This window comes from Hyalangium gracile, assembly GCF_020103725.1.
Classification (GTDB): domain Bacteria; phylum Myxococcota; class Myxococcia; order Myxococcales; family Myxococcaceae; genus Hyalangium; species Hyalangium gracile.
Genome location: NZ_JAHXBG010000011.1, coordinates 134,094 through 153,225 on the forward strand (window position 1 = coordinate 134,094; position 19,132 = coordinate 153,225).

15 protein-coding genes are annotated in these 19,132 nt (G+C 68.3%); 10 read left to right on the forward strand and 5 right to left on the reverse strand.

The genetic code is table 11. From position 1 onward, the window contains the following. Positions 1–117: 117 nt before the first annotated feature. The 3 genes from KY572_RS23225 to deoD all read left to right on the forward strand — a co-directional run bounded on the left by KY572_RS23225 (position 118) and on the right by deoD (position 2,595). Positions 118–519: an MGMT family protein gene (locus KY572_RS23225; RefSeq protein ID WP_224245128.1), complete on the forward strand. Its 402-nt coding sequence runs from the start codon at positions 118–120 to the stop codon at positions 517–519. Between the two features lie 47 nt (positions 520–566). After that, a complete protein-coding gene (locus tag KY572_RS23230; RefSeq protein ID WP_224245129.1) occupies positions 567–1,721 on the forward strand; it encodes an LOG family protein in 1,155 nt (384 codons plus the stop codon). Positions 1,722–1,869: 148 nt separating this feature from the next. After that, the gene (gene deoD, locus KY572_RS23235) at positions 1,870–2,595 is read left to right on the forward strand and encodes a purine-nucleoside phosphorylase (RefSeq protein ID WP_224245130.1); all 726 of its coding nucleotides are present in this window, start codon (positions 1,870–1,872) and stop codon (positions 2,593–2,595) included. Between the two features lie 6 nt (positions 2,596–2,601). Here deoD and KY572_RS23240 read toward each other — a convergent pair whose 3' ends face one another. Both KY572_RS23240 and KY572_RS23245 read right to left on the reverse strand, forming a co-directional pair. Beyond that, positions 2,602–3,882: a DNA polymerase beta superfamily protein gene (locus KY572_RS23240; protein WP_224245131.1), complete on the reverse strand. Its 1,281-nt coding sequence runs from the start codon at positions 3,880–3,882 to the stop codon at positions 2,602–2,604. Then, positions 3,879–5,483, reverse strand: coding sequence for a right-handed parallel beta-helix repeat-containing protein (locus tag KY572_RS23245; protein WP_224245132.1), 1,605 nt, complete (start codon positions 5,481–5,483; stop codon positions 3,879–3,881). Before KY572_RS23245 ends, KY572_RS23240 begins: the two co-directional genes overlap by 4 nt. 151 nt (positions 5,484–5,634) lie before the next feature. On the opposite strand from KY572_RS23245, the gene KY572_RS23250 reads away from it, so the two are divergent. Next, complete coding sequence (locus KY572_RS23250; RefSeq protein ID WP_224245133.1) at positions 5,635–8,073, forward strand: RCC1 domain-containing protein; 2,439 nt, start codon at positions 5,635–5,637, stop codon at positions 8,071–8,073. A 204-nt stretch (positions 8,074–8,277) separates the two neighbouring features. On the opposite strand, the gene KY572_RS23255 is transcribed toward KY572_RS23250, so the two are convergent. Continuing rightward, the gene (locus tag KY572_RS23255) at positions 8,278–10,902 is read right to left on the reverse strand and encodes a PKD domain-containing protein (protein WP_407659988.1); all 2,625 of its coding nucleotides are present in this window, start codon (positions 10,900–10,902) and stop codon (positions 8,278–8,280) included. Positions 10,903–10,925: 23 nt separating this feature from the next. On the opposite strand from KY572_RS23255, the gene KY572_RS23260 reads away from it, so the two are divergent. From KY572_RS23260 to KY572_RS23270, 3 genes are all read left to right on the forward strand, one after another. After that, complete coding sequence (locus KY572_RS23260; protein WP_224245135.1) at positions 10,926–11,111, forward strand: hypothetical protein; 186 nt, start codon at positions 10,926–10,928, stop codon at positions 11,109–11,111. 68 nt (positions 11,112–11,179) lie between these two features. Beyond that, entirely contained in the window at positions 11,180–12,052 is an 873-nt protein-coding gene (locus tag KY572_RS23265; RefSeq protein ID WP_224245136.1) for a creatininase family protein, read from the forward strand. Between the two features lie 79 nt (positions 12,053–12,131). Continuing rightward, a complete protein-coding gene (locus tag KY572_RS23270; protein ID WP_224245137.1) occupies positions 12,132–13,052 on the forward strand; it encodes a ribose-phosphate diphosphokinase in 921 nt (306 codons plus the stop codon). A 9-nt stretch (positions 13,053–13,061) separates the two neighbouring features. Here the strand turns inward: KY572_RS23270 and KY572_RS23275 are convergent, their stop codons facing one another. Next, positions 13,062–13,631, reverse strand: a complete 570-nt coding sequence (locus KY572_RS23275) for a hypothetical protein (RefSeq protein ID WP_224245138.1) — start codon at positions 13,629–13,631, stop codon at positions 13,062–13,064. A 455-nt stretch (positions 13,632–14,086) separates the two neighbouring features. On the opposite strand from KY572_RS23275, the gene KY572_RS23280 reads away from it, so the two are divergent. Further along, positions 14,087–15,175, forward strand: coding sequence for a serine/threonine protein kinase (locus KY572_RS23280; protein ID WP_224245139.1), 1,089 nt, complete (start codon positions 14,087–14,089; stop codon positions 15,173–15,175). A 118-nt stretch (positions 15,176–15,293) separates the two neighbouring features. Continuing rightward, positions 15,294–17,609, forward strand: coding sequence for an ethanolamine ammonia-lyase subunit EutB (eutB, locus tag KY572_RS23285; protein WP_224245140.1), 2,316 nt, complete (start codon positions 15,294–15,296; stop codon positions 17,607–17,609). A gap of 15 nt (positions 17,610–17,624) precedes the next feature. On the opposite strand, the gene KY572_RS23290 is transcribed toward eutB, so the two are convergent. Continuing rightward, positions 17,625–18,323 (reverse strand): hypothetical protein, encoded by a 699-nt coding sequence (locus tag KY572_RS23290; RefSeq protein ID WP_224245141.1) that lies wholly within the window; start codon positions 18,321–18,323, stop codon positions 17,625–17,627. A gap of 214 nt (positions 18,324–18,537) precedes the next feature. Here KY572_RS23290 and KY572_RS23295 point away from each other — a divergent pair, with 214 nt between their 5' ends. Further along, on the forward strand, positions 18,538–19,110 hold the full coding sequence (locus KY572_RS23295; protein ID WP_224245142.1) for a YqgE/AlgH family protein: 573 nt from the start codon (positions 18,538–18,540) through the stop codon (positions 19,108–19,110). Positions 19,111–19,132: the final 22 nt, after the last annotated feature.

Here is a 19,132-nt window from a genome sequence, read left to right on the forward strand (position 1 = left end):
CGACCGCCGGGGCAGGGGGTGCGGCCGGATAGTACACAACCCATCCGGTAGTGTGGTATCTGCACAACCCGTTACCACCCATCCGGAGGAGCACTCCTCCGCGCGACAGGAGCAGTCATGCCCCCCACTGACGAGCGGGACTACTACGAGCGCATCTACAAGGTCGTGAACCAGATTCCCCGAGGCAAGGTGGCCACCTACGGGGACGTCGCCGCCATCGTGGGAGATGGGTGCGACGGCCGAATCGTCGGCCACGCGCTGGGAGCGCTGGGGCCGCGCTCGGTCCAGGTGGCCTGGCAGCGCGTCCTCGGCCGCAATGGGAAGATCACCACCTCCGGCCTCCATCAGACAGACAAGCTGGCCGCCGAGGGCGTCGAGTTCGACGAGCGGGGCTACGTCCTCATGAACCGCTGCCACTGGGAGGGGCCCACCGAGGAGTGGGCCCTGGCCAACGGCTTCCAGATGCTGCCCAAGGGCGGCGCGACCGACGAGCCGGACAACCAGCTCAGCCTGTTCTGAGGCGGAAAACCGAGGGTCCCCGAGGCGACTCGTGGGATTCTCGGCGCATGACCGAGATCGAGACCATCGAGTCCTTCGAGCGGCACCTGCGCAGCGGGGCCTCTCTGCGCGGTGTGGTCCTCCAGGGGCTGGATCTGCGCGGCTACACCCGGGAGCTCGCCTCCGTCGTGCTGGCGGGCTCCGTCTTCCTGGGCTGTCAGCTCGAGCAGGAGTCCGTGCAGGCCGCGCTCGCGCAGGGCGCCATGGTCTTCCCGCCCTTCCTGGGGCTGCCCTACCTGCCGTATCGCAGCGGCCTCTACTCGACCGAGGAGCTCTACGCCGGGTTCGATCCGTCCCGGCCCGAGAGCTACGCCGACACCCTGGACGCGCGCATCTATGCCCACTGGAGCGCGCAGGGCCGGGCGCACCCGGTCTCGATCGTGGAGGCGCTGGCGCAGCGGCTGCACGACCACGCCATCACCGACGCGATGGAGGAGCTGTTGGCCGGCGGGGGGAAGCACCGCAAGGTGGTGGCCATCATGGGCGGCCACTCCATGCTCCGAGGCCAGCCGGACTACCGGGGCGTGGCGGTGCTCGCCCGGGAGCTGACGCGCCACGGCTTCTTCATGGCGAGCGGCGGCGGCCCCGGCGCCATGGAGGCCACCCATGTGGGGGCCTGGTTCGCTCGCCGCGGCGAGGCGGAGCTGGACGCGGCGCTGGCCATCCTCGCCCGGGCGCCGAGCTACAAGGATCGGGAGTGGCTCTCTCGGGCCTTCGAGGTGCGCGCCGCCTTCCCGCTGAGCGCGGAGGATCGCCCGGCCTGTGCCAGCCTGGGCATCCCCACCTTCCACTACGGCCACGAGCCGCCCAACGCCTTCGCCACCCACGTGGCCAAGTACTTCGCCAACAGCGTGCGCGAGGAGGGCCTGATCACCATCGCGAAGGCGGGCATCGTCTACTCCCCCGGGAGCGCGGGCACCATCCAGGAGATCTTCCAGGACGCCTGCCAGAACCACTACAACACCGTGGGCGTGGTCAGCCCCATGATCTTCCTGGGGCGCGAGTTCTGGACGCGCACCCGCCCCATCTACCCGCTGCTGGAGCAGCTCGCCCAGGGGCAGGAGTACGCGCGCTTCCTGCGCATCACCGACTCGCTGGAGGAGATCGTCCAGGCGTTGGAGGAGTACGACCGCTTCCACACCCTGAGCACGATTCCCCGCTGAGCGCCCGCGGGCTCGCGGGAGGGGTTGCAGGCTCCTGACGGTCATCCCTGATAGCGGCGCGTGCAGCTTTGGCCGTGGCCCGGCCGCGAGCTGCCGGAAGTTCCGCTGTGTGCCCATCTGGTGCCAGTGAGAGGTATGGTCCGCCGCCATGCCAACTCCTCACATTTCCGCCGCACCGGGAGACTTCGCCGAAGTGGTGTTGATGCCCGGAGATCCGCTCCGAGCTCGCTACATCGCCGAGCGCTTCCTGCAGGACGCCCGCCAGGTCACCGCGGTGCGCAACATGTACGGCTACACCGGCACCTTCCAGGGCCGGAGGCTCTCGGTGATGGGCCATGGGATGGGCATCCCCTCCCTGTCCATCTACGCCACCGAGCTCATCAAGGAGTACGGAGCCAAGGTGCTCATCCGCGTCGGCAGCTGCGGGGCCATCCGGAAGGACGTGCCCATGCGGAGCGTCATCGTCGCGACGGGGGCCGGCACGGACTCGAAGGTCAACCGCATGCGGCTCTTGGATCATGACTTCCCGGCCGTGGCGGACTTCACCCTGGCCCGGAGGGCCGTGGAGGCGGCCGAGCGGCGCGGCAAGGCGGTGCGCGTGGGCTCCGTCTTCTCCACGGACTTCTTCTACCACCCGCAGACCCAGCTCCTGGACGTGGTCGAGCGCATGGGGATGCTGGCCGTGGAGATGGAGGTGGCCGGGCTCTACGGCGTGGCCGCCGAGTTCGGGGCCCGGGCGCTCGCGCTGCTCACGGTGTCCGATCAGATCCGCCTGGGACAGAGCCTGACGCCGGAGGAGCGGCAGCTCACGTTCGATGAAATGATCGAGGTGGCGCTGGACGTCGTCGTCGCCGAGAGCGGCTCCGGCGCCTGAGCGCCCTCACTCGGGTTCGGACTGCGTGTCGCTCGAGGTGTACTCGGGCGCCGTGGGGGCCTCGCGTCCCCAGGGACCGGGCTCCTTGAGCACCCAGCGCCGGGCGAGCTCATCGCCCGCTCGGCGCAGCAGCCGGTCGGCCCGGGCGTAGTCCGGGTGTTCGGGCAGGGGGCTCTTGTCGCGGGCCGCCTCGAGCTCTGGGGCAAGCGCCTCGGCATCCCGGAGCACCTCGTCCAGAGCGACCCGGCCATTCTTGATGTCGAGCAGCCGCTCGCGCAGCGCGCCCGTGGCCTCGAAGACGGGGGCACCGTCGCGCAGCCAGCCCGTGGCCAGGGCAATGAGCCGGAGCAGGTTGTAGGCGTTTTTGGGCCGCAGCTCCCGAGAGTCGGGCGGGCGCCGGCCACCGCCGCGGGCGTAGCGGGTGAGCGCCGCGAAGTCGTTGGCCTCGATGAGCCCCTGGTCCGACAGCGAGCGGTAGAGCTGCTTGATGTACGTCTTGGCCGCGAGGATGCCATCCTCGACGGTGGGGGCCTGGCGCGGCGAGTGCTTCGCCAGCCGGCGGGCCACCTCGTCCAGGTCCGGAGCGGGTTCCTCGCAGAGCCAGTCGAGGACGAGATCGCGGTGCTCGGCCAGGCGCTGCGAACTGGACAGCTTGTGGAGCTGGCTCAGGGCGTAGCGGCCGAAGCTGCCGAAGATGTTGCGGGACACGAAGGCTTCGCGCTCGGCGAGCATCCACTCGCCGAGGACGTCCTGGGCTCTGACGGATGGGACGAAGAGCAGCTCCAGCGTGTTGGGATCGGCGCGGAGCGCCTGATCGATGGCCTTGCGGTACTCCCAGTAGGTGGTGCTGCCATCGGCGCTGACGAGATCCCGTGGCACCTCACCCAGCCCCCACGTCCACGACAGAGGCAGGGCGAAGACACCACGCGCGTCCGTGTCCGAGCCCTCGTGGGCGAGCCCCCAGGCTCGCGAGCCCACGGTGGCCTCGAGCACCACGCAGGGCTGGAGCGCCTCCCAGGCGGCGGCGCGGCGCAGGGCGAACTGCACCTGACCGGGCTTGCGCGGCACCAGCTCCTCGCGCGCGTACCAGAGCTCGCCCACGCCGACGATCTGCACGTCGAAGCCGCCGTCGCGGGCGCGGACGACCCGACCCACCATGCCCTGGGGGACGCGGCGCTCTCCGGCCAGGCGAGCGACACGGGTGATGATCTCCGTGCCATGGGGCAGGGGAACGGAGAGGGGGTCGACGCTCTCGAGACCTTTGATTCGGGGAGTGCCGTGGCTCATGCGCGTGCCGCCCTCCGTGCGAGGACGCCCAGGAGCCCGAGGAGGATCAGCGCGAACGACGCACTGTCCGTGGTGCCACAGCCGCACCCTCCCGAGTCCTCCATGTCATCCGGGAGCCCGGTGCCACCATCCGGATTCCCGGTACCACCATCCGAGCCGCTCGGCCCCGTGCCGGAGTCCGGAGTCTGCCCTCCGCCATCGGGCAGGTCCGTTCCTCCATCCTGGCCACCGCCGCTGGTGCCGAAGCCGAGCGCGCCGATGTCCAGGGTGCTGCCCGTGGGACGGGGCTCGCTGGACTGGTGCTTCACGTACTGGCGAGACAGCGGGTGGGCGCTCGTCTCGGCCGGGGGCGCGACGGCCTTGCCACGCAGCGGCGAGGAGGTGAGAAGGTGGAAGTCCTGGCCCGCGAGGCTCACGAAACCCGGGTCGCTCCCCGTGATGTTGCCGCCCGTGTCCACGACCGAGCCCGTGACTGTCGAGAAGGAGGACACATAGCTCGGCTTGTACCAGTTGCCGCCGTGGCGCAGGGTGCCGGCGCCGCCGAACAGCTCGAGGTTGTTGCCGCTCGCGGTGAGGAAGACGACGTTGCCGGTGACATGGGCCGTCTGGGGCTCACTGGACAGACGCACCAGCGTGGTGCGGTCCGTGCGAGTGGAGACGATGGTGTTGTTCCAGAGGTAGAGCGTGCCGCGGTAGGTCGACTCGTTGCCGTTGTCGCCGCCGAAGTGGACGATCTGCCGGTTGCCCGCGCCATCTGGCTCGACGAGCACGTTGCCGTAGACGAACGTGCGCAGGTAGGACGGATCGGCGCGGAGCGTGGCGCTGGTGGACTCCACGAGATCGATCTGCCGGTTGCCGCCCTCGATCCAGTTGTACCGGACGACGGTGCCGGCGGAGCGATCCTTGAGGTTGTTGCCCAGGCAGTTGGCGCACGGCGGGCCGAAGTGGTTGTACTGGTACACGATGCCGAGGGCCTCGGTGTACGTGTTGTGCTCGAGGATGCTGCCCGAGTTGCCGTTGCCGTGGATGGAGTTGCCCTCGATGAGCACGTCCGTTGTGCTGTTCGCGATGAACAGCCCGTTGCCGTTGTCCTCGAGGACGCAGTTGCGGATGACGATGTGCTCGCCCTTCTCGATGAAGATGCCGGCGGCGTTGGCGTTGTAGGTGGAGGTGCCGCTGCGGCCGGTGAATGAGCCCCGGGCCCGGCGCAGGTGCAGCCCTTCGATGACGATGTAGGCGGGGAGGGTGTCCGCCGGAGTGTTGGAGCCACCGATCTTGATGATGCCGCGCTCCTCGTTCCAGTAGTTGAGCTGGGAGCGGGTGGTGGCGCCTTCCCCGTGGATGATGGGCCGCTGGCCCTGTGCATCCGGCACGCCACGGACCGTGATGGGTGCTGCCTGGGTTCCCCTGCGGCCGATCACCCACTTCTCGGCGTAGGGCGTGGGCCGCGCGTGGATGAAGACGGTATCCCCTGGGCTCAGCGACTCCCAGGGGACATCACCGATATTGGCGTAGGTCTGACTGGGGCCGACCCGATACTCCGCCGCGGATGCGACCAGTGGCAGTGCAAGCAGGGTGAGGACAGCGGAGAGAGCACGCATGGATCAACCTCCTGGTCGTCAGGCTAGTCGCTGGCGGCTCCTGCTGGAAACCCCGATTGCACGTGAGCAGCTTCGTGCGCCTGAGGGAGATCGGCCGGGTTCCTGGTCTCGTTGAGTGCGTGAGGCGCGCCGGGGTAAGAGTGTGCGCATCATGTCCTCATTCAAGGCTCTCGTTGGCTTCGTGCTCCTCCTCGTCACGGGTTGCATCTCGCTTCCAGGCATCGAGCCGGCGGTGGCTCCCACGATCATCGAGAGCACACAGTCCGCGACCACCGTGATGGCCTCAGCCCCTGTCACCTTTCACGTGACGGTGCAGGACTCGACGGCAAGCGTGCTTCGCTTCGAGTGGACAGCCAGTACGGGGACTCTCGGGACGCCAACGAGCACGGATGCCACGAGCGAGGTGACATGGACCGCGCCGCTCTGTGTACCCGCTGGGACGCTGGCCACCATCACCGTGAGCGTCACGAACGGCGCGGAGCTTTCTGCCTCCAAGACCTTCGACATCTCCGCCAACCCTTGCCCTGAGCCTGCCGTCTCGGCAGGCGGCACTCACTCGTTGGCCCTGAGAGCCGACGGTACCGTTTGGAGTTGGGGCAGTGATGGGACGGGAGTGAACCACCTCGAGCCCGTGCAGGTGGCGGGACTGAACAGCGTCATCGCTGTCTCGGCAGGGACGAACTTCTCCCTGGCTTTGCGAAGTAACGGCACCGTTTGGGCCTGGGGGCGCAATGCATATGGTCAACTCGGCGATGGGTCGACGACCGACCGTCTTACTCCTGCGCAGGTATCTGGGTTGAGCAACATCACTGCCATGGCCGCAGGTGGGAGCCATGCTCTGGCCCTCCGAGGTGATGGCTCCGTCTGGGCCTGGGGGAGAAACTTCTACGGACAACTAGGTGATGGGAAGACGGAAGACCAGTCCACTCCCGTACAAGTAGCGGGACTGAGCAACATCACCGACATCTCTGCCGGGTTCTCTCATTCCCTTGCGCTCAAGAGTGATGGTTCCGTGTGGGCGTGGGGCGACAACGGGCAGGGCCAGCTCGGTGATGGGACAAGGTCCCATCGCTCCACTCCAGTACAAGTATCAGGGTTGAATAGCAGCACCGCCATTGATGGAGGTTCTAGCTATTCGGTGGCACTACGCAGCGACGGTACGGTCTGGGCATGGGGGGGCAATATATTCGGTACTTTAGGCGATGGGACGACTACCCAACGTCTTACTCCTGTGCAGGTATCGGGGCTGAGTAACATGACCGCTGTGGCAGCGGGTGACAGTCACTCGTTGTCCCTGCGCAGTGACGGCACGGTTTGGTCGTGGGGGAATAATATCGACGGCGCGCTTGGGATCGTCGCACCTGCCGTGCTCCTTACCCCTGGGCAGGTTGTCGGGCTCGACAGGATCACTGCCATTGAAGCGGGTGGCACCCACTCTCTGGCGGTTCAAAGCGATGGGAAACTACTGGCCTGGGGTTCCAACAGCGAAGGGCAACTGGGTGATGGCGTACCCTCACAGCGTTCCACTCCTTCGCAAGTGCTTGGAGTGACCACACCACTCTCAGTTTGCGGCGGTGGTGCGCATTCCATGGCCATGTTGGCCGACCGAACTCTCAAGGTTTGGGGAGCCAACCGCAACGGCCAGCTCGGCAATGGGATGACCATCGAAAGCCTGACGCCGCTTCAAGAGCCAACACTTCTTAATGTCGCGGCGGTTGCTTTGGGCAGCGATCACTCCCTGGTTCTGCAGGGCGATGGCTCCGTCTGGGCATGGGGCTCGAACAGAGGTGGACCGTTGGGCAACGGGACAACAATCGACAGCCTGGCGCCGCAGAGAGTGATGCAGGTCGACAATGTCATTGGGGTCGCCGCAGGCGGAGAGCTATCGCTTGCGTTGCGGCGCGACGGCACGGTTTGGGCTTGGGGCAGTTTCTATCTCAGCGACGCGTCTGCCGAATTCCTTCCCCCCATGCAGGTAGAAGGGTTGAGTGACATTACGACGATCGAGGCTGGCAGCAATCACGCGGTGGCCGTCAAGAACGACGGCACTGTCTGGGCCTGGGGGAACAACAATGATGGAGTACTTGGCGATGGGACGACCACGGACAGTCTTATCCCTGTGAGGGTATCTGGGCTGACCAGCGTAGCCTCCATTGCCGCAGGAGGTGGCCATTCATTGGCTTTGCGTAGCGACGGCACTGTCTGGTCATGGGGTTTGAATTTCAACGGTCAGTTGGGCAACGGGACCGTTGTTGGTCGCCGCGTTCCCGTACAGATCTCTGGGTTGAGTAGCATCATCGCCATCGCTGCAGGGCTGGCCCACTCGTTGGCTCTTCAGAGCGACGGCACAGTCTGGGCCTGGGGGTCCAATGCTTTGGGCCAGATCGGTGATGGGACAACCATCGACCGCATCGTCCCTGTGAAAGTCGCTGCATTGAACGGCGTCACCTCGATTGCTGCTGGGGAACTGCATTCCATGGCCGTTCGCAGTGACGGCACTGCCTGGGCCTGGGGTTCAAGCTCCTATGGGCAGCTCGGTGATGGGACGACCTCGCGCCGCCTGGTACCCGTGCTGCCTCGGCTGCCTTGAGGTCCTCCCGGGGGCCGTTTCGACGAAGCATGAAGGGCCCACAGACTGCGTGTCGCAGAGGATGGTGCTCACCCTCTGGAAAGTGTGCGTCGGTGCTCTGCTTGTGGGTGGGACGGGTTTCTGAGAGTCGTCAGATCTGCTGGACCGTGCGGCACTGGGCGGACCGCCGATGTTGGTCAGCGGTCCGCCCTCAGTCCTTGGAGGTTAGTTGTTTGGGGCCCCCCCAAGGATCCACGAGCGCACGCGGACCACCAAGCCCGGGTTATTGGTGAAGTAGTTCAAGTCGTTTGAGGGCATCCGAGTACCACAACCGGTGCCCTCCATCTTGCGGATGAGCGCCGAGCCATCCGGATTACCAGGTGCTACACGCGGGATTTGTGGGCTGCAGGCGCCAGCAAGCACATTGACCAGGTTCGAGTAACTGGTGCCTGAGCCGAGGCTAAGTCCTCCGCTCCCGCCATGGCAGCCCGTGCACTTGAAGTTCCAGATGCTCTGCACAGAGGTGGCGTAGAGGGGCACCGTGACGGGCACGGTGATGTTTCGGGTGATGGGAGGGCTCTGGCCGTCAGTGACGCTCACGGAGAGGGTGAAGGAGGTTTGCGTGCCGATCACGGGAGAGAACCACTGAGCGGCCGCGGAAGTCTGGCTGCCCACGAAAGTGCCCAGCGTGGCCGGGGCCGTCTGGCTCCACGAATAGGTGAGGGGGTCGCCATCCGGATCACTCGCTGTGATGGAGAACGCTCCCGTGTCACCCGCCGCCAGCGTCGTCGGCCCGGCGATGTTGGCATTCACGTTGGGCGGCTGGTTCACCTTGTTGACGGTGACGTCGACGTCCCTCCGCACAATACCTCCCTGTCCATCCGACACGGTGACGCGCAGCCTGAAGACGCCGTTGGCGGTCACATTCGGGGCCGTCCAGGTAGGGTTGGTCGAGGAGGTGCTGCTGAAGGTGCCCAGGGGAGAAGATGGGGTCAGCTGGGCCCAGGAGTAGGTGATGTTGTCTCCATCCGGGTCGGTCGCGCTCACCGACAAGTTGGTGGCCGTCTGCTCGTTGATGGTGGAGGGGGAGGCCGAGGGCCCCGTCACCGTGGGCGGGGTGTTGACGAAGGCCAGCACCCTCAGCGCGACCGACTTGGTGGCGGCGCCGCCCCTGCCATCGGACACCGAGACGAAGAGCTGGAAGCTCGTGTCGGTCGCGACCTTGGGAGCAGTCCAGGTCGGGTTGGCCACGGAGGTGCTGCTGAAGGTGCCAACGGGCGTCGCGGGCAGCTGTGACCAGGTATAGGTGAGCGGGTCGCCATCCGGATCCGTCGCGGTGACCGCGAGGCTGGTGGGCTGCAGGGAGCCCACGGGCGAGGGCGTCGCCGTGGGGTTCGTCAGCGTCGGCGGGTTGTTGTTGGCCACGGGCGGAGTCACATCCACGTTCACCGTGCCCTGCGCGGTGCCACCCCTGCCGTCCGACACGGTTACCCGCAGCGTGAAGCGCTGGGCCGCCGTCACCGCGGGAGCAGTCCAGGTCGGGTTGGCCACGGAGGCGCTGTTGAAGGTGCCCGCGGGAGTCGTGGGCGACTGTGTCCAGGTATAGACGAGCGTGTCGCCGTCCGGGTCGGTCGCGACGGCCGAGAGGTTGGTGGGCTGCTGGGAGGTCACGGAAGAGGGATTCGCCGTGGTGCTCGTCAGCGTCGGCGACCGGTTCGCGGAAGTTTGTGGAGCCACATCCACGTTCACCGTGCCCTGCGCGGAGCCACCCTTGCCGTCCGACACGGTCACCGTCAGCGTGAAGCGCTGGGCCGCCGTCACCGTGGGAGCGGTCCAGGTCGGCCTGGCCACCGAGGTGCTGCTGAAGGTCCCGGCGGGAGTCGCGGGCGACTGTGCCCAGGTATAGGTGAGCGTGTCGCCGTCCGGGTCGGTCGCGGTGACCGCGAGGCTGGTGGTCTGCTGGGAGGTCACGGAAGAGGGCGTCGCCGTGGTGCTCGTCACCGTCGGAGCGCGGTTGTTGGCTACGGGCGGAGCCACATCCACGTTCACCGTGCCTTGCACGGAGCCACCCCTGCCGTCCGACACGGTCACCTGCAGCGTGAAGCGCTGGGCAGCCGTCACCAACGGAGCGGTCCAGACGGGGTTGGAAATGGAGGCGTTGTTGAAGCTCCCCGCCGGAGAAGCGGGCGTCTGGGTCCAGGCGTAGGTGAGCGCGTCACCGTTCGCGTCCGTCGCGGTGACCGAGAGCTGGACAGGCGCCGCGCCCACCACGGACGTGGGGGCCGCCGTAGGTTGGCCAGCGCCGAGCACGGGGGCCTGATTGCCGGACGGCGCCGGGCGGACCATCACCGCCACCGCGCCCTGCCTCGTGCCGTCCTTCCCATCCGAGACCGTGACGCTGAGCTGGAAGCTGGTGGCCGTCGTCACCTCCGGGGCCGTCCAGGTCGGGTTGGGGCTGGAGGGGTTGTTGAAGGTGCCCGCCGGAGAAGCGGGCGTCTGGGTCCAGGCGTAGGTGAGCGTGTCCCCGTCTGGATCCGTGGCCGTCACGTTCAGGACCACCGCCGCTCCGGAGTTCACCTCCGTCGCCTGCGCGGTCGGGGCCGAGAGGGTAGGGGGAGTGTTGGTGGGCTCGGGGTCATCGCCGCCCCCGCAGGCGGCACCCCACAAACCGATGAACAGCAAGGAAAGCAGAAGCCGCGGCAGTCGACGGTGCATGTGTCCCCCAGCAAATGATGGGCGCGCTACCGTAACCCAACGCCACTCGTTTCGAGGAGTCGGACGATCAGCCGGGCCCAGGTCCGGGTGGACCCGGAGAGCCGCGGAACATTGGCGTGCGGCTGTTGCCGCCATTCACCGAGCACCGTGACGGAACGATGACGGAAGCATGGGCACTCGCCGGCCAACGCCTCTTCGCTGGGGCCTACCTTGAGCATGCGAGGCTGTTCTTCCAGGCGGACCCGGCCGCCCGCTACGAGCGGCTCGTCTTCGCCCTGAGTGGGGCGAGGGCGGCCGGCGTGGAGACGCTGGGCATGTTGTCCCGAGCCCCCAAGCCCCGCTGAGCCTGAAAGACGCACTTGCCTCGCCCCCCGGGCCTTCGCTCAAGCTTCCTCCCGAAAGCGAGGACTCCGTGACGAAGCTCCCAGGCAGGCCCCTGCTGTTCCTCTGTGCCCCGCTCCTCGTGTGCGTGCTGGTCGCCACGGCCCAGGCGGGCGGTCGCCAGGCCAAGCCCCGAGGCGTGCTCCTGGAGCAGCTCGCGTGGCCCCAGGCCGAGCAGGTCCTCACCCCCGAGACCGTCGTCGTCATCCCGCTGGGCGCGCAGGCCAAGGAGCACGGACCGCACCTGCCGCTGGCCAACGACTGGAACATCGCCGAGTACATGAAGCAGCGCGTGCTCCAGAGCGCGGACGTGGTGATCGCCCCGACGATCAACTACTCGTTCTACCCCTCGTTCGTGGAGTACCCCGGCTCCACCACGCTGCGGCTGGAGACGGCCCGGGACATGATCGTCGACATCTGCCGTGGGCTGTCCCGCTTCGGCCCCCGTCGCTTCTACGTGCTGAACACCGGCATTTCCACGGTGCGGGCGCTCCGGCCCGCGGCGGAGCTGCTCGCCGCCGACGGAATCCTCCTGCACTTCACCGACCTGGTCCGCGCCACCGGAGAGGTGGAGAAGGAGGTGGCGAAGCAGGAGGGCGGCACGCACGCCGACGAGATCGAGACCTCCATGATGCTCTACATCGCCCCCAAGACGGTGGACATGTCCAAGGCCGTGAAGGACTACCACCCAGGCAAGGGCCCGCTGAGCCGGACTCCCACGGATGCGGGCATCTACTCGGTGAGCGGCGTCTTCGGGGATGCGACGCTGGCCACCCGCGCCAAGGGCCAGCGCGTGGTGGAGGCGATGGTGAGCGCGGTCCTCTCGGACATCGAGGTGCTGCGCGGGACGACCCTCGGAGCCGCGACCACCCCGGATGCGGGAGGGCCGAAGGGCGCTCCCTGAGCCGAGCGCTCGAGAAGGTGATCGGAGCGCGCGGGAGGGGCAGAATCCAGGGCAGACCGTCCTGTACCGGGAGCCCTCCATGCGCGTCGTCCTGTTGTCCGGCTCGTCCCACCCCGCCCTGGCGGCCTCCGTCGCCAAGGTGCTCAGCCTGGAGCTGGGACGCTGCCTCGTCGACCGGTTCCCGGACGGGGAACTCCACGTCGAGGTCGCCGAGGAGCTGAGGGGCTGTGATGTCTACGTGATCCAGCCGCTGGGGCCTCCCGTGGACTCGCACCTGATGGAGCTGCTCCTCATGGTGGATGCCTGCCGCCGCCGAGGGGCCGGCCGGGTGACGGCCGTCGTGCCCTACCTCGCCTATGCCCGCCACGATCGTCGCGAGACGGGACGCGAGCCGCTGGCAGCTCGGGTGGTGGCGGACCTCATCCGGGTCGCGGGCGTGGACCGCCTCGTGGCGGTGGATCTGCACAGCCCGGCTGTCGAGGGCTGCTTCAACATCCCCGTGGAGCACCTGAGCGCCATGCCGCTGCTGGCCGACCACCTGCTCCGCACCGCCGCGCCCGGCTCCGTCGTCGTCTCCCCGGACCTGGGCGCGGTGAAGCGCGCGGAGCGGTACGCGGCCCAGCTCAAGCTCCCGGTGGCCGTGGTGCACAAGCACCGCACGAGCGGTTCCAAGGTGGAGGCGCGCAGCATCACCGGGGACGTGAAGGGCTGCTCGCCCATCCTCGTGGACGACATGATCTCCACCGCCGGCACCATCGAGGCGGCGGTGAACGTGCTGCTGGAGGCCGGCTGCACGACCGAAGTGACCGTGGTGGCGACCCACGCGCTGCTGGTGGGGAGCGCGCTGGAGCGGCTCCGGAAGATCCCGCTGCGCCGGCTGATCACCACCGACAGCGTCCCCCGGCCCGAGCGGCTCCCGTTCCCGGTGGAGGTGGTGTCGATTGCCCCCCTCCTGGCCCGCTCCATCGAATTGCTGCGCCTGGGCTCCTCCGGGGGCTGAGGCGAGCCCTCAGGGCGTTGCCTGCGCGGAGGCGGAGGCGTCCTTGCCCTCCAGCTTCGTGACGGCGGCGGGATCCAGCGCGCGCATCAGCGCCAGCTCCATGTCCACATCCCGCGCCGGGGCGTAGATGGCCCGCTGGGACTGCAGGGCGGTCTCGTTCTGCGCCAGGCGATCCCAGGTCGCCATCGTGGAGTTCGCGCCCGGGATGGGAGGGTTCGACGTATCCAGGGCCTGGTCGTTCGGATCCGCCTTGAGGCCCCGAGAGACACGCAGGACACAGCCCCCCGAAGGGTGCGGCTCGCCCTGCACCAGGTAGCTGACGAGCGTGCGGTTCGCCCCTCGGGTCCCGTTCTCCCGCCACTCCGTGCGCAGCACGTATTGCCCGGGGGCCGTCCGCCACGTGTAGCCCTGCTCGGTCATGAAGGCTCCCACCCCAGGCCAGAGCTGCTCCAGCGGCTGGGAGTACACGTGCTGGGCCGCAGCCTCCCGGAGTACGGGAGAGGAGCCCGCGCAGGCGGTGAGGCCCAGGGCGACCAGGAGGAAGAGGGCACTGCGGCTCGAGTTGCTGGGGGAGGTCATCTTCAGGACTCCAAGGCAGGAGAGGGAGGCTCGTTCGCACAGAGACTCACCCAGAACGCTCGAGTGTCCGCTCCATACCGGTGTTCACAGCGAACAGAACCTCGCTCCAGCCCCAGCACCGTTTTGCATTTTCGCTCAATACGAGCCGAAACAGGATTGTCTGGTTTCAGGTTTGAAATTCTTGCGTTTCATTTCTGAAAAACCAGACACATCGCGAACCGGTTTTTCACCAACGAAATGTTCATCTGAGAAGACTGTACTTTCGGGAATTGAGTCCCTGTCTGAGAGCGTGTAACCCGTTGAGGACACAGGGAACGGGATCCGCTATCATCAGCCCGGCTACCCTGTCAGAGCAGCTCAAGTGGGGCTGACCTGGTGGGTCTGCTACGATACACGCAATCGATGACCTGGAGTCTTCGACCATGGACATGGCGACGCATTCGATACGTCCAGAGATGTTGACTCCGGGGATGCAGATCGATCACTGGCGCATTCTCGAGCGCCTGGGCCCGCGAGGACAGGGCGCGCTCTACCGCGTCGAGGATGTCCGGCAAGCGACTCCGCCGCTGGTGCTGTGGCTCTCGTCCCGCAGGAGCCATGGGCATTGTGGAGACAGGTCGGCGCGGCTGCAGGCTTCTCAGCCTCACCTGTCGCGGCTGCATGGCCTGGGGCGCTGGCCCTCTCGAGAGGACGGTTTCTCCTTCTGCGTCCGCGAGGACGTGCGCGGCCAGTCCCTGGCTCGCTGGGTGGAGACGGTCAACCCCACGTTCCTCCAGGTGGCCGCCGTGCTGAACCGGCTGGCCGCGACGCTCGACGAGGTGCACGCGCGCGACACCTGGCAGCGCGAGCTCCACCCGGACAACGTCCAGATGCGCGAGGGAGATCAGGAGCCGGTGCTGATGGACCTGCGGACCGGCGGCAACGAGTGCCTGGACACGCTCCTCGAGACGCCCGTGTCGCCCGAGGTCCAGGTGTTCCGCAGCCCCGAGTCGCTGCGCTTCCTGCGCTCGAACCTGGGGCGCCCGCACGCCCGCCATGCCTACCGGATCACCGACGATCTCTATTCGCTGGGGGCGCTGGCGTACTGGCTGGTGACGGGACACGCGCCGTTCTGCGCGAGCCTTCCGAGCGAGCAGCTCCACACCGAGCTTGAGCTGCGCGCGCCGCTGCCTCCCTGGGAGGTGAACGAGCGCGTGCCCAAGCCCCTGGGGGCTATCATCCTGCGGCTCATGAGCAAGCTGCCCGAGGCCCGGGCCCACAGCGGCGAGTCCCTGTGCGCGGAGCTGATGGTGGCCGTGTCCGCAGGCGCCCGCTCCATGTGGGCCCGGCGGGTGTTCGACTGGGAGCACGACGGAGCAGGGGCCGAGGACTCTTCGCGGCGCGTCCGGCGCCCGGCTCCGCCCCAGCCTGCCCCGCTGCCGGGGCCCAGGCTGCCGAGGGTGGTGTACTTCCGCTCGCCCTCCGACCGGCGGGCCGCTGAAGCCCAGGTGGCACCCAGGCCCGACTCCTCCGCGTCCGTGAGTCCCTGGTCGCGGATGATGTGATTTCGTGAGTTTCTCGACTTGTTGGTGCTCCTAGGATCGCTCGCCGAGCGGGCGGGCATGGCGGTCGTGCGCCCCCCTCATTAACCTGCTGGGGTCCAGCGGTTGGGATGGGGTGCTTATGAGCCAGCTGCAGCCTGCGACGCCCGAGCAGTCCTCTCCATCACCTCTGGCCTCGAACGAGGCCGTCCCCGTCGCTCCGTCCGCTCCGAGGGGGCTGGAGCACGGCGTCTCCATCCGGGACGTCCAGCCCGAGGAGGACGTGTTCTCCTGGCTCCAGCGAGTCCACGGCGGCTTCGAGCTCCCGCGCTACCAGCAGGTGCTGGGAGCGGCCAACGCCTACAAGGAAGGGGACGAGGCCATCGGAGTGGCGGCGGCGGACGAGGCGTCCCGCGAGAACGCCCGGAAGCTGCTGGCGCGCACCCGCCTGGGAGCGCTCCACGCGCACCCACCCCTGGAGGATCGGCTCTTCGCGTTCATGCTCGAGGCCATCGACGCGGAGGCTCGCGCGGAGACGGCGGACTGGACGGTGGGGCAGCTGAAGGACTTCCTGCTCTCGGCGCGCGAGGAGGAGATCAAGCGCGTCTGCCGGGGCCTGAGCAGCGACGTCATCGCCTGTGTCGTCAAGCTGATGAGCGACGCGGAGCTCACCACGGTGGGTAGCAAGGTCTTCCACCCGCTACCGGGCAGCAAGCTGGGAGCGCGGGGGTACCTGGGCGCTCGCATCCAGCCGAACTCGCCCACGGATCACCCGGAGGACATCCGCTGGCAGGTGTTCAACGGCTGGTCCTTCGCGGTGGGGGACGTGGTGCTGGGCACCAACCCGGTGTCCTCGGCGCCCGAGTCCGTGGCCGCGGTGGAGGCGGCGCTGCACGACGTGCTGGTCACCTTCGGGCTGCAGGAGGTGATGCCCAACTGCGTGCTGTCTCACATCGACATCCAGGCGCGGGTGGAGGAGCTGCAGCCGGGCACCACGGGCATCTGGTTCCAGAGCATCGCGGGCACCGAGGCGGCCAACCGCACCTTCGACGTCACGCTGGAGAAGATGGTGGAGCACGCGGCCCGGCGCACCGGGAAGTTCGGGCTCTACTTCGAGACGGGGCAGGGCGCGGACGCGACGAACGGGCAGCACGGCGGCTGCGACATGGTGCTGCTGGAGTCGCGCAAGTACGGCTTCGCCCGGGCGCTCAAGCGGCGCGTGGCGCTGGCGCAGGTGGGGGCGGGGCGCGAGGCGGCGCCGTGGGTCCACGTCAACGACGTGGCCGGCTTCATCGGCCCGGAGGTGTTCCGCTCGCGGGAGCAGCTGGTGCGCTGCTGTCTCGAGGACATCGTCATGGGCAAGCTGCACGGGCTGATGATCGGCCTGGACATCTGCTCCACGCTGCACATGGACGTGACGCTGGATGATCTCGGCTGGTGCCAGGATCGGATCGCGCCCGCGTGTCCCGGCTATCTGATGGCGCTGCCGACGCGCAACGATCCGATGCTCAGCTACCTGACCACGGCGTTCCAGGATCACGTGCGTCTGCGCGAGAAGTTCGGCTACCGGGTGGATGACCGGATGTGGGCCTTCTTCCAGCAGCTCGGGGTGATTGACGCGCAGGGACGGCCCACGGAGCGCTTCGGGGATCCGCGCTGGGTGTACGTGGAGTACTGCCGGCGCAAGGCAGACACGCGCTCGGAGGCGGCGCTGCTGGCCGAGGCAACGGAGCGGATGGAGGCGATCCGAGCCCGGGGCGTGCCGCTCGCGGTGGGCCGCGGCGAGCACTCGTGGGAGCTGGAGCCGGGGCTGGATCTGCAGCTGCGCGGCCACTACGAGGACGCCAAGCGAGGCATCTGGACGGAGCTGTCACCCCGGTTCATCGAGACGATTCCCCAGGCGGTGCCGCTGCGGACCCAGGCGGTGGATCGGCGCGACTACATCCTCCACCCGGTCTCCGGCGAGCGGCTGGACGCCGAGTCGGTTCGGGGGGTGGAGGCGCTGCGGCAGCGCCGGGGCTCGCGCTGGGATGTGCAGATCGTCCTGTCGGACGGGCTGGACCCGCGCTCGCTCATGGACGAGGGCCACCTGGCACCGTTCCTGGAGATCCTGCGGCGCGAGCTGGAGGCGGCGAACTACCGCGTGGCGCCCGAGCACCTGGTGCTGAGGTACGGCCGCGTGCGTGCCGGCTATCAGGTGGGAGAGCTGCTGTTCGCGGACGCGGCGGACGGGCTGCAGCGGGCCCTGGTCCATGTGGTGGGCGAGCGGCCCGGCTCGGGCCATCACGCCTTCTCCGCGTACCTCACGGCGCCCGCGGGCCGCGTCTGGGCGGGCCAGGAGCGCCCGGTGGACCACGACATCACCCGCGTCATCGCGGGCATCTCGGACACGAGCGTGCGCCCCGAGGACGCGGCGCGCGAGGCCGTGCGCATCCTCGGGGAGCTGTGCCGGGGCTGAGGCGCGCCCCGGGCGCTACTTCGCCAGGGGCTTGCTGTTGGTGATGCTGATGCCGCCCTCGGTGGCGGTGGCGAACACCTCGCTGGAGGCGGGGATGGTCAGCTTGGTGCGCACCGCCTTGCTGCCGAGGACGAACTTCACCTCGACGTCGTGATCGCCCGGGGGCACATCCCTCACCACGACGAGCTGGGAGTTGGCGGCACCCTTGCGGAGCCCGTCGATGGAGACGCTGCACTGCTTGGGGCAGCGCACGGAGAGCACGGAGGGAGCCCCGCTGACCGGCTTGGCGACCGGCTCCTGGCCGAGCGGCACGCGCTCGGTGATCGTCAGGCGCTTGTTGCTGTCGATCTGCGCCGTCACCTTCATGCCGCCGGGGATGTCCGCGAAGCCGCTGTAGAGGGGACGGTTGAGGAAGCCACCGTTGGCCTCCACGCGGCGCTGTCCGGGCGCCACGTCCTTGAACTCCCAGCTGTTCGTCGCCTGGCGCACGCCGCCCTTGCCATCGAGCTTCACGGTGCAGTCGTCCGTGCAGCGCACGATGACGGTGGAGGTGGCGCCCGGCTTGCCCTCGGGAGCAGCGGCCTCCGTGGGCCTGGCGTCGGCCGGCTTGGCCGGGGCGGCCTTGGCGTCCGCGGGCCTGGCCGGGGCGGAAGGAGTGCCCTGGGCGAGGGCGGAACTGGCGACGAGGGTGAAGAGCACGGCAGCGAGGCGCATGGGGCAGAGGCCTTTCGAGAGACGTGAAACGGGGTCTGGCCTACCGTCACGCATGGTCCTCGTCAACCCGGCTGCGGGAGAGTGTCAGGGCTGCGCGAGCGCTCGGACCGCGCAGTGCACCCCTTGTACGACCTGGCGGAGGGCATCCTATTCCAGGTGGCTCGGAGGCGGACCATGCGGAGGGAGGCCTGGGCGCGGTGCTACGCTCCAGGGCGTGAGGCCGATCTCCCCGAGGCTCCAGCTCACGCTGCTGATGGTCGCCGCGCTGCTGTTGCTCGGCCTCTTTCCGAGGTGGCTCGAGCGGTTCCGCTCGCACGAGCGAGACCTCGTGTCGCCAGCGGCGGGACTGTTCCTCGTGGCGCGGCCGGGAGCTGGGGATCGCAACTTCGAGAAGACGGTGGTGCTGCTGGTCGAGGTGGGACCGGAGGGGACCTGGGGGCTGGTGCTCAATCGCTTGAAGACGCCGAGGGGCGAGTCGCTTCCCGCCGGAGTGGAGCGCTGGGGTGGCCCGGTGGGGCCCGAGCAGCGCACCATGCTGGTTCGAGCCCTCGAGGCTCCGGAGCGGGGGAGCCGGCTCCTCGAGGGGCTCTATTGGAGGGAGGGGGTGGAGCCTGGTGGGCTTCCGCCGGGGACCTTCCTGAGCTTCGCGGGCTCCGCGGTCTGGGGGCCCGGTCAGCTCGAGCACGAGCTGGAGCGCGGCGGTTGGGTGCTCGTGAAGGAGGACGCCGCGCGGGCCTTCGGTGAGCCCGGCTCACTATGGGCCGAGCTCATCGCGCCTCATGGATGAGGTCAGGCTGCGTCAGTTGAAG

What these genes read in the sequence shown, in the direction of transcription:
- KY572_RS23290 (WP_224245141.1), bottom strand. Translation starts at nt 18,323, where the DNA reads ATGCGCCTCGCTGCCGTGCTCTTCACCCTCGTCGCCAGTTCCGCCCTC.
- KY572_RS23260 (WP_224245135.1), top strand. Translation starts at nt 10,926, where the DNA reads ATGACGGAAGCATGGGCACTCGCCGGCCAACGCCTCTTCGCTGGGGCC.
- KY572_RS23245 (WP_224245132.1), bottom strand. Translation starts at nt 5,483, where the DNA reads ATGCGTGCTCTCTCCGCTGTCCTCACCCTGCTTGCACTGCCACTGGTC.
- KY572_RS23275 (WP_224245138.1), bottom strand. Translation starts at nt 13,631, where the DNA reads ATGACCTCCCCCAGCAACTCGAGCCGCAGTGCCCTCTTCCTCCTGGTC.
- deoD (WP_224245130.1), top strand. Translation starts at nt 1,870, where the DNA reads ATGCCAACTCCTCACATTTCCGCCGCACCGGGAGACTTCGCCGAAGTG.
- KY572_RS23240 (WP_224245131.1), bottom strand. Translation starts at nt 3,882, where the DNA reads ATGAGCCACGGCACTCCCCGAATCAAAGGTCTCGAGAGCGTCGACCCC.
- KY572_RS23255 (WP_407659988.1), bottom strand. Translation starts at nt 10,902, where the DNA reads ATGGCGGCAACAGCCGCACGCCAATGTTCCGCGGCTCTCCGGGTCCAC.
- eutB (WP_224245140.1), top strand. Translation starts at nt 15,294, where the DNA reads ATGAGCCAGCTGCAGCCTGCGACGCCCGAGCAGTCCTCTCCATCACCT.
- KY572_RS23280 (WP_224245139.1), top strand. Translation starts at nt 14,087, where the DNA reads ATGTTGACTCCGGGGATGCAGATCGATCACTGGCGCATTCTCGAGCGC.
- KY572_RS23270 (WP_224245137.1), top strand. Translation starts at nt 12,132, where the DNA reads ATGCGCGTCGTCCTGTTGTCCGGCTCGTCCCACCCCGCCCTGGCGGCC.
- KY572_RS23250 (WP_224245133.1), top strand. Translation starts at nt 5,635, where the DNA reads ATGTCCTCATTCAAGGCTCTCGTTGGCTTCGTGCTCCTCCTCGTCACG.
- KY572_RS23225 (WP_224245128.1), top strand. Translation starts at nt 118, where the DNA reads ATGCCCCCCACTGACGAGCGGGACTACTACGAGCGCATCTACAAGGTC.
- KY572_RS23230 (WP_224245129.1), top strand. Translation starts at nt 567, where the DNA reads ATGACCGAGATCGAGACCATCGAGTCCTTCGAGCGGCACCTGCGCAGC.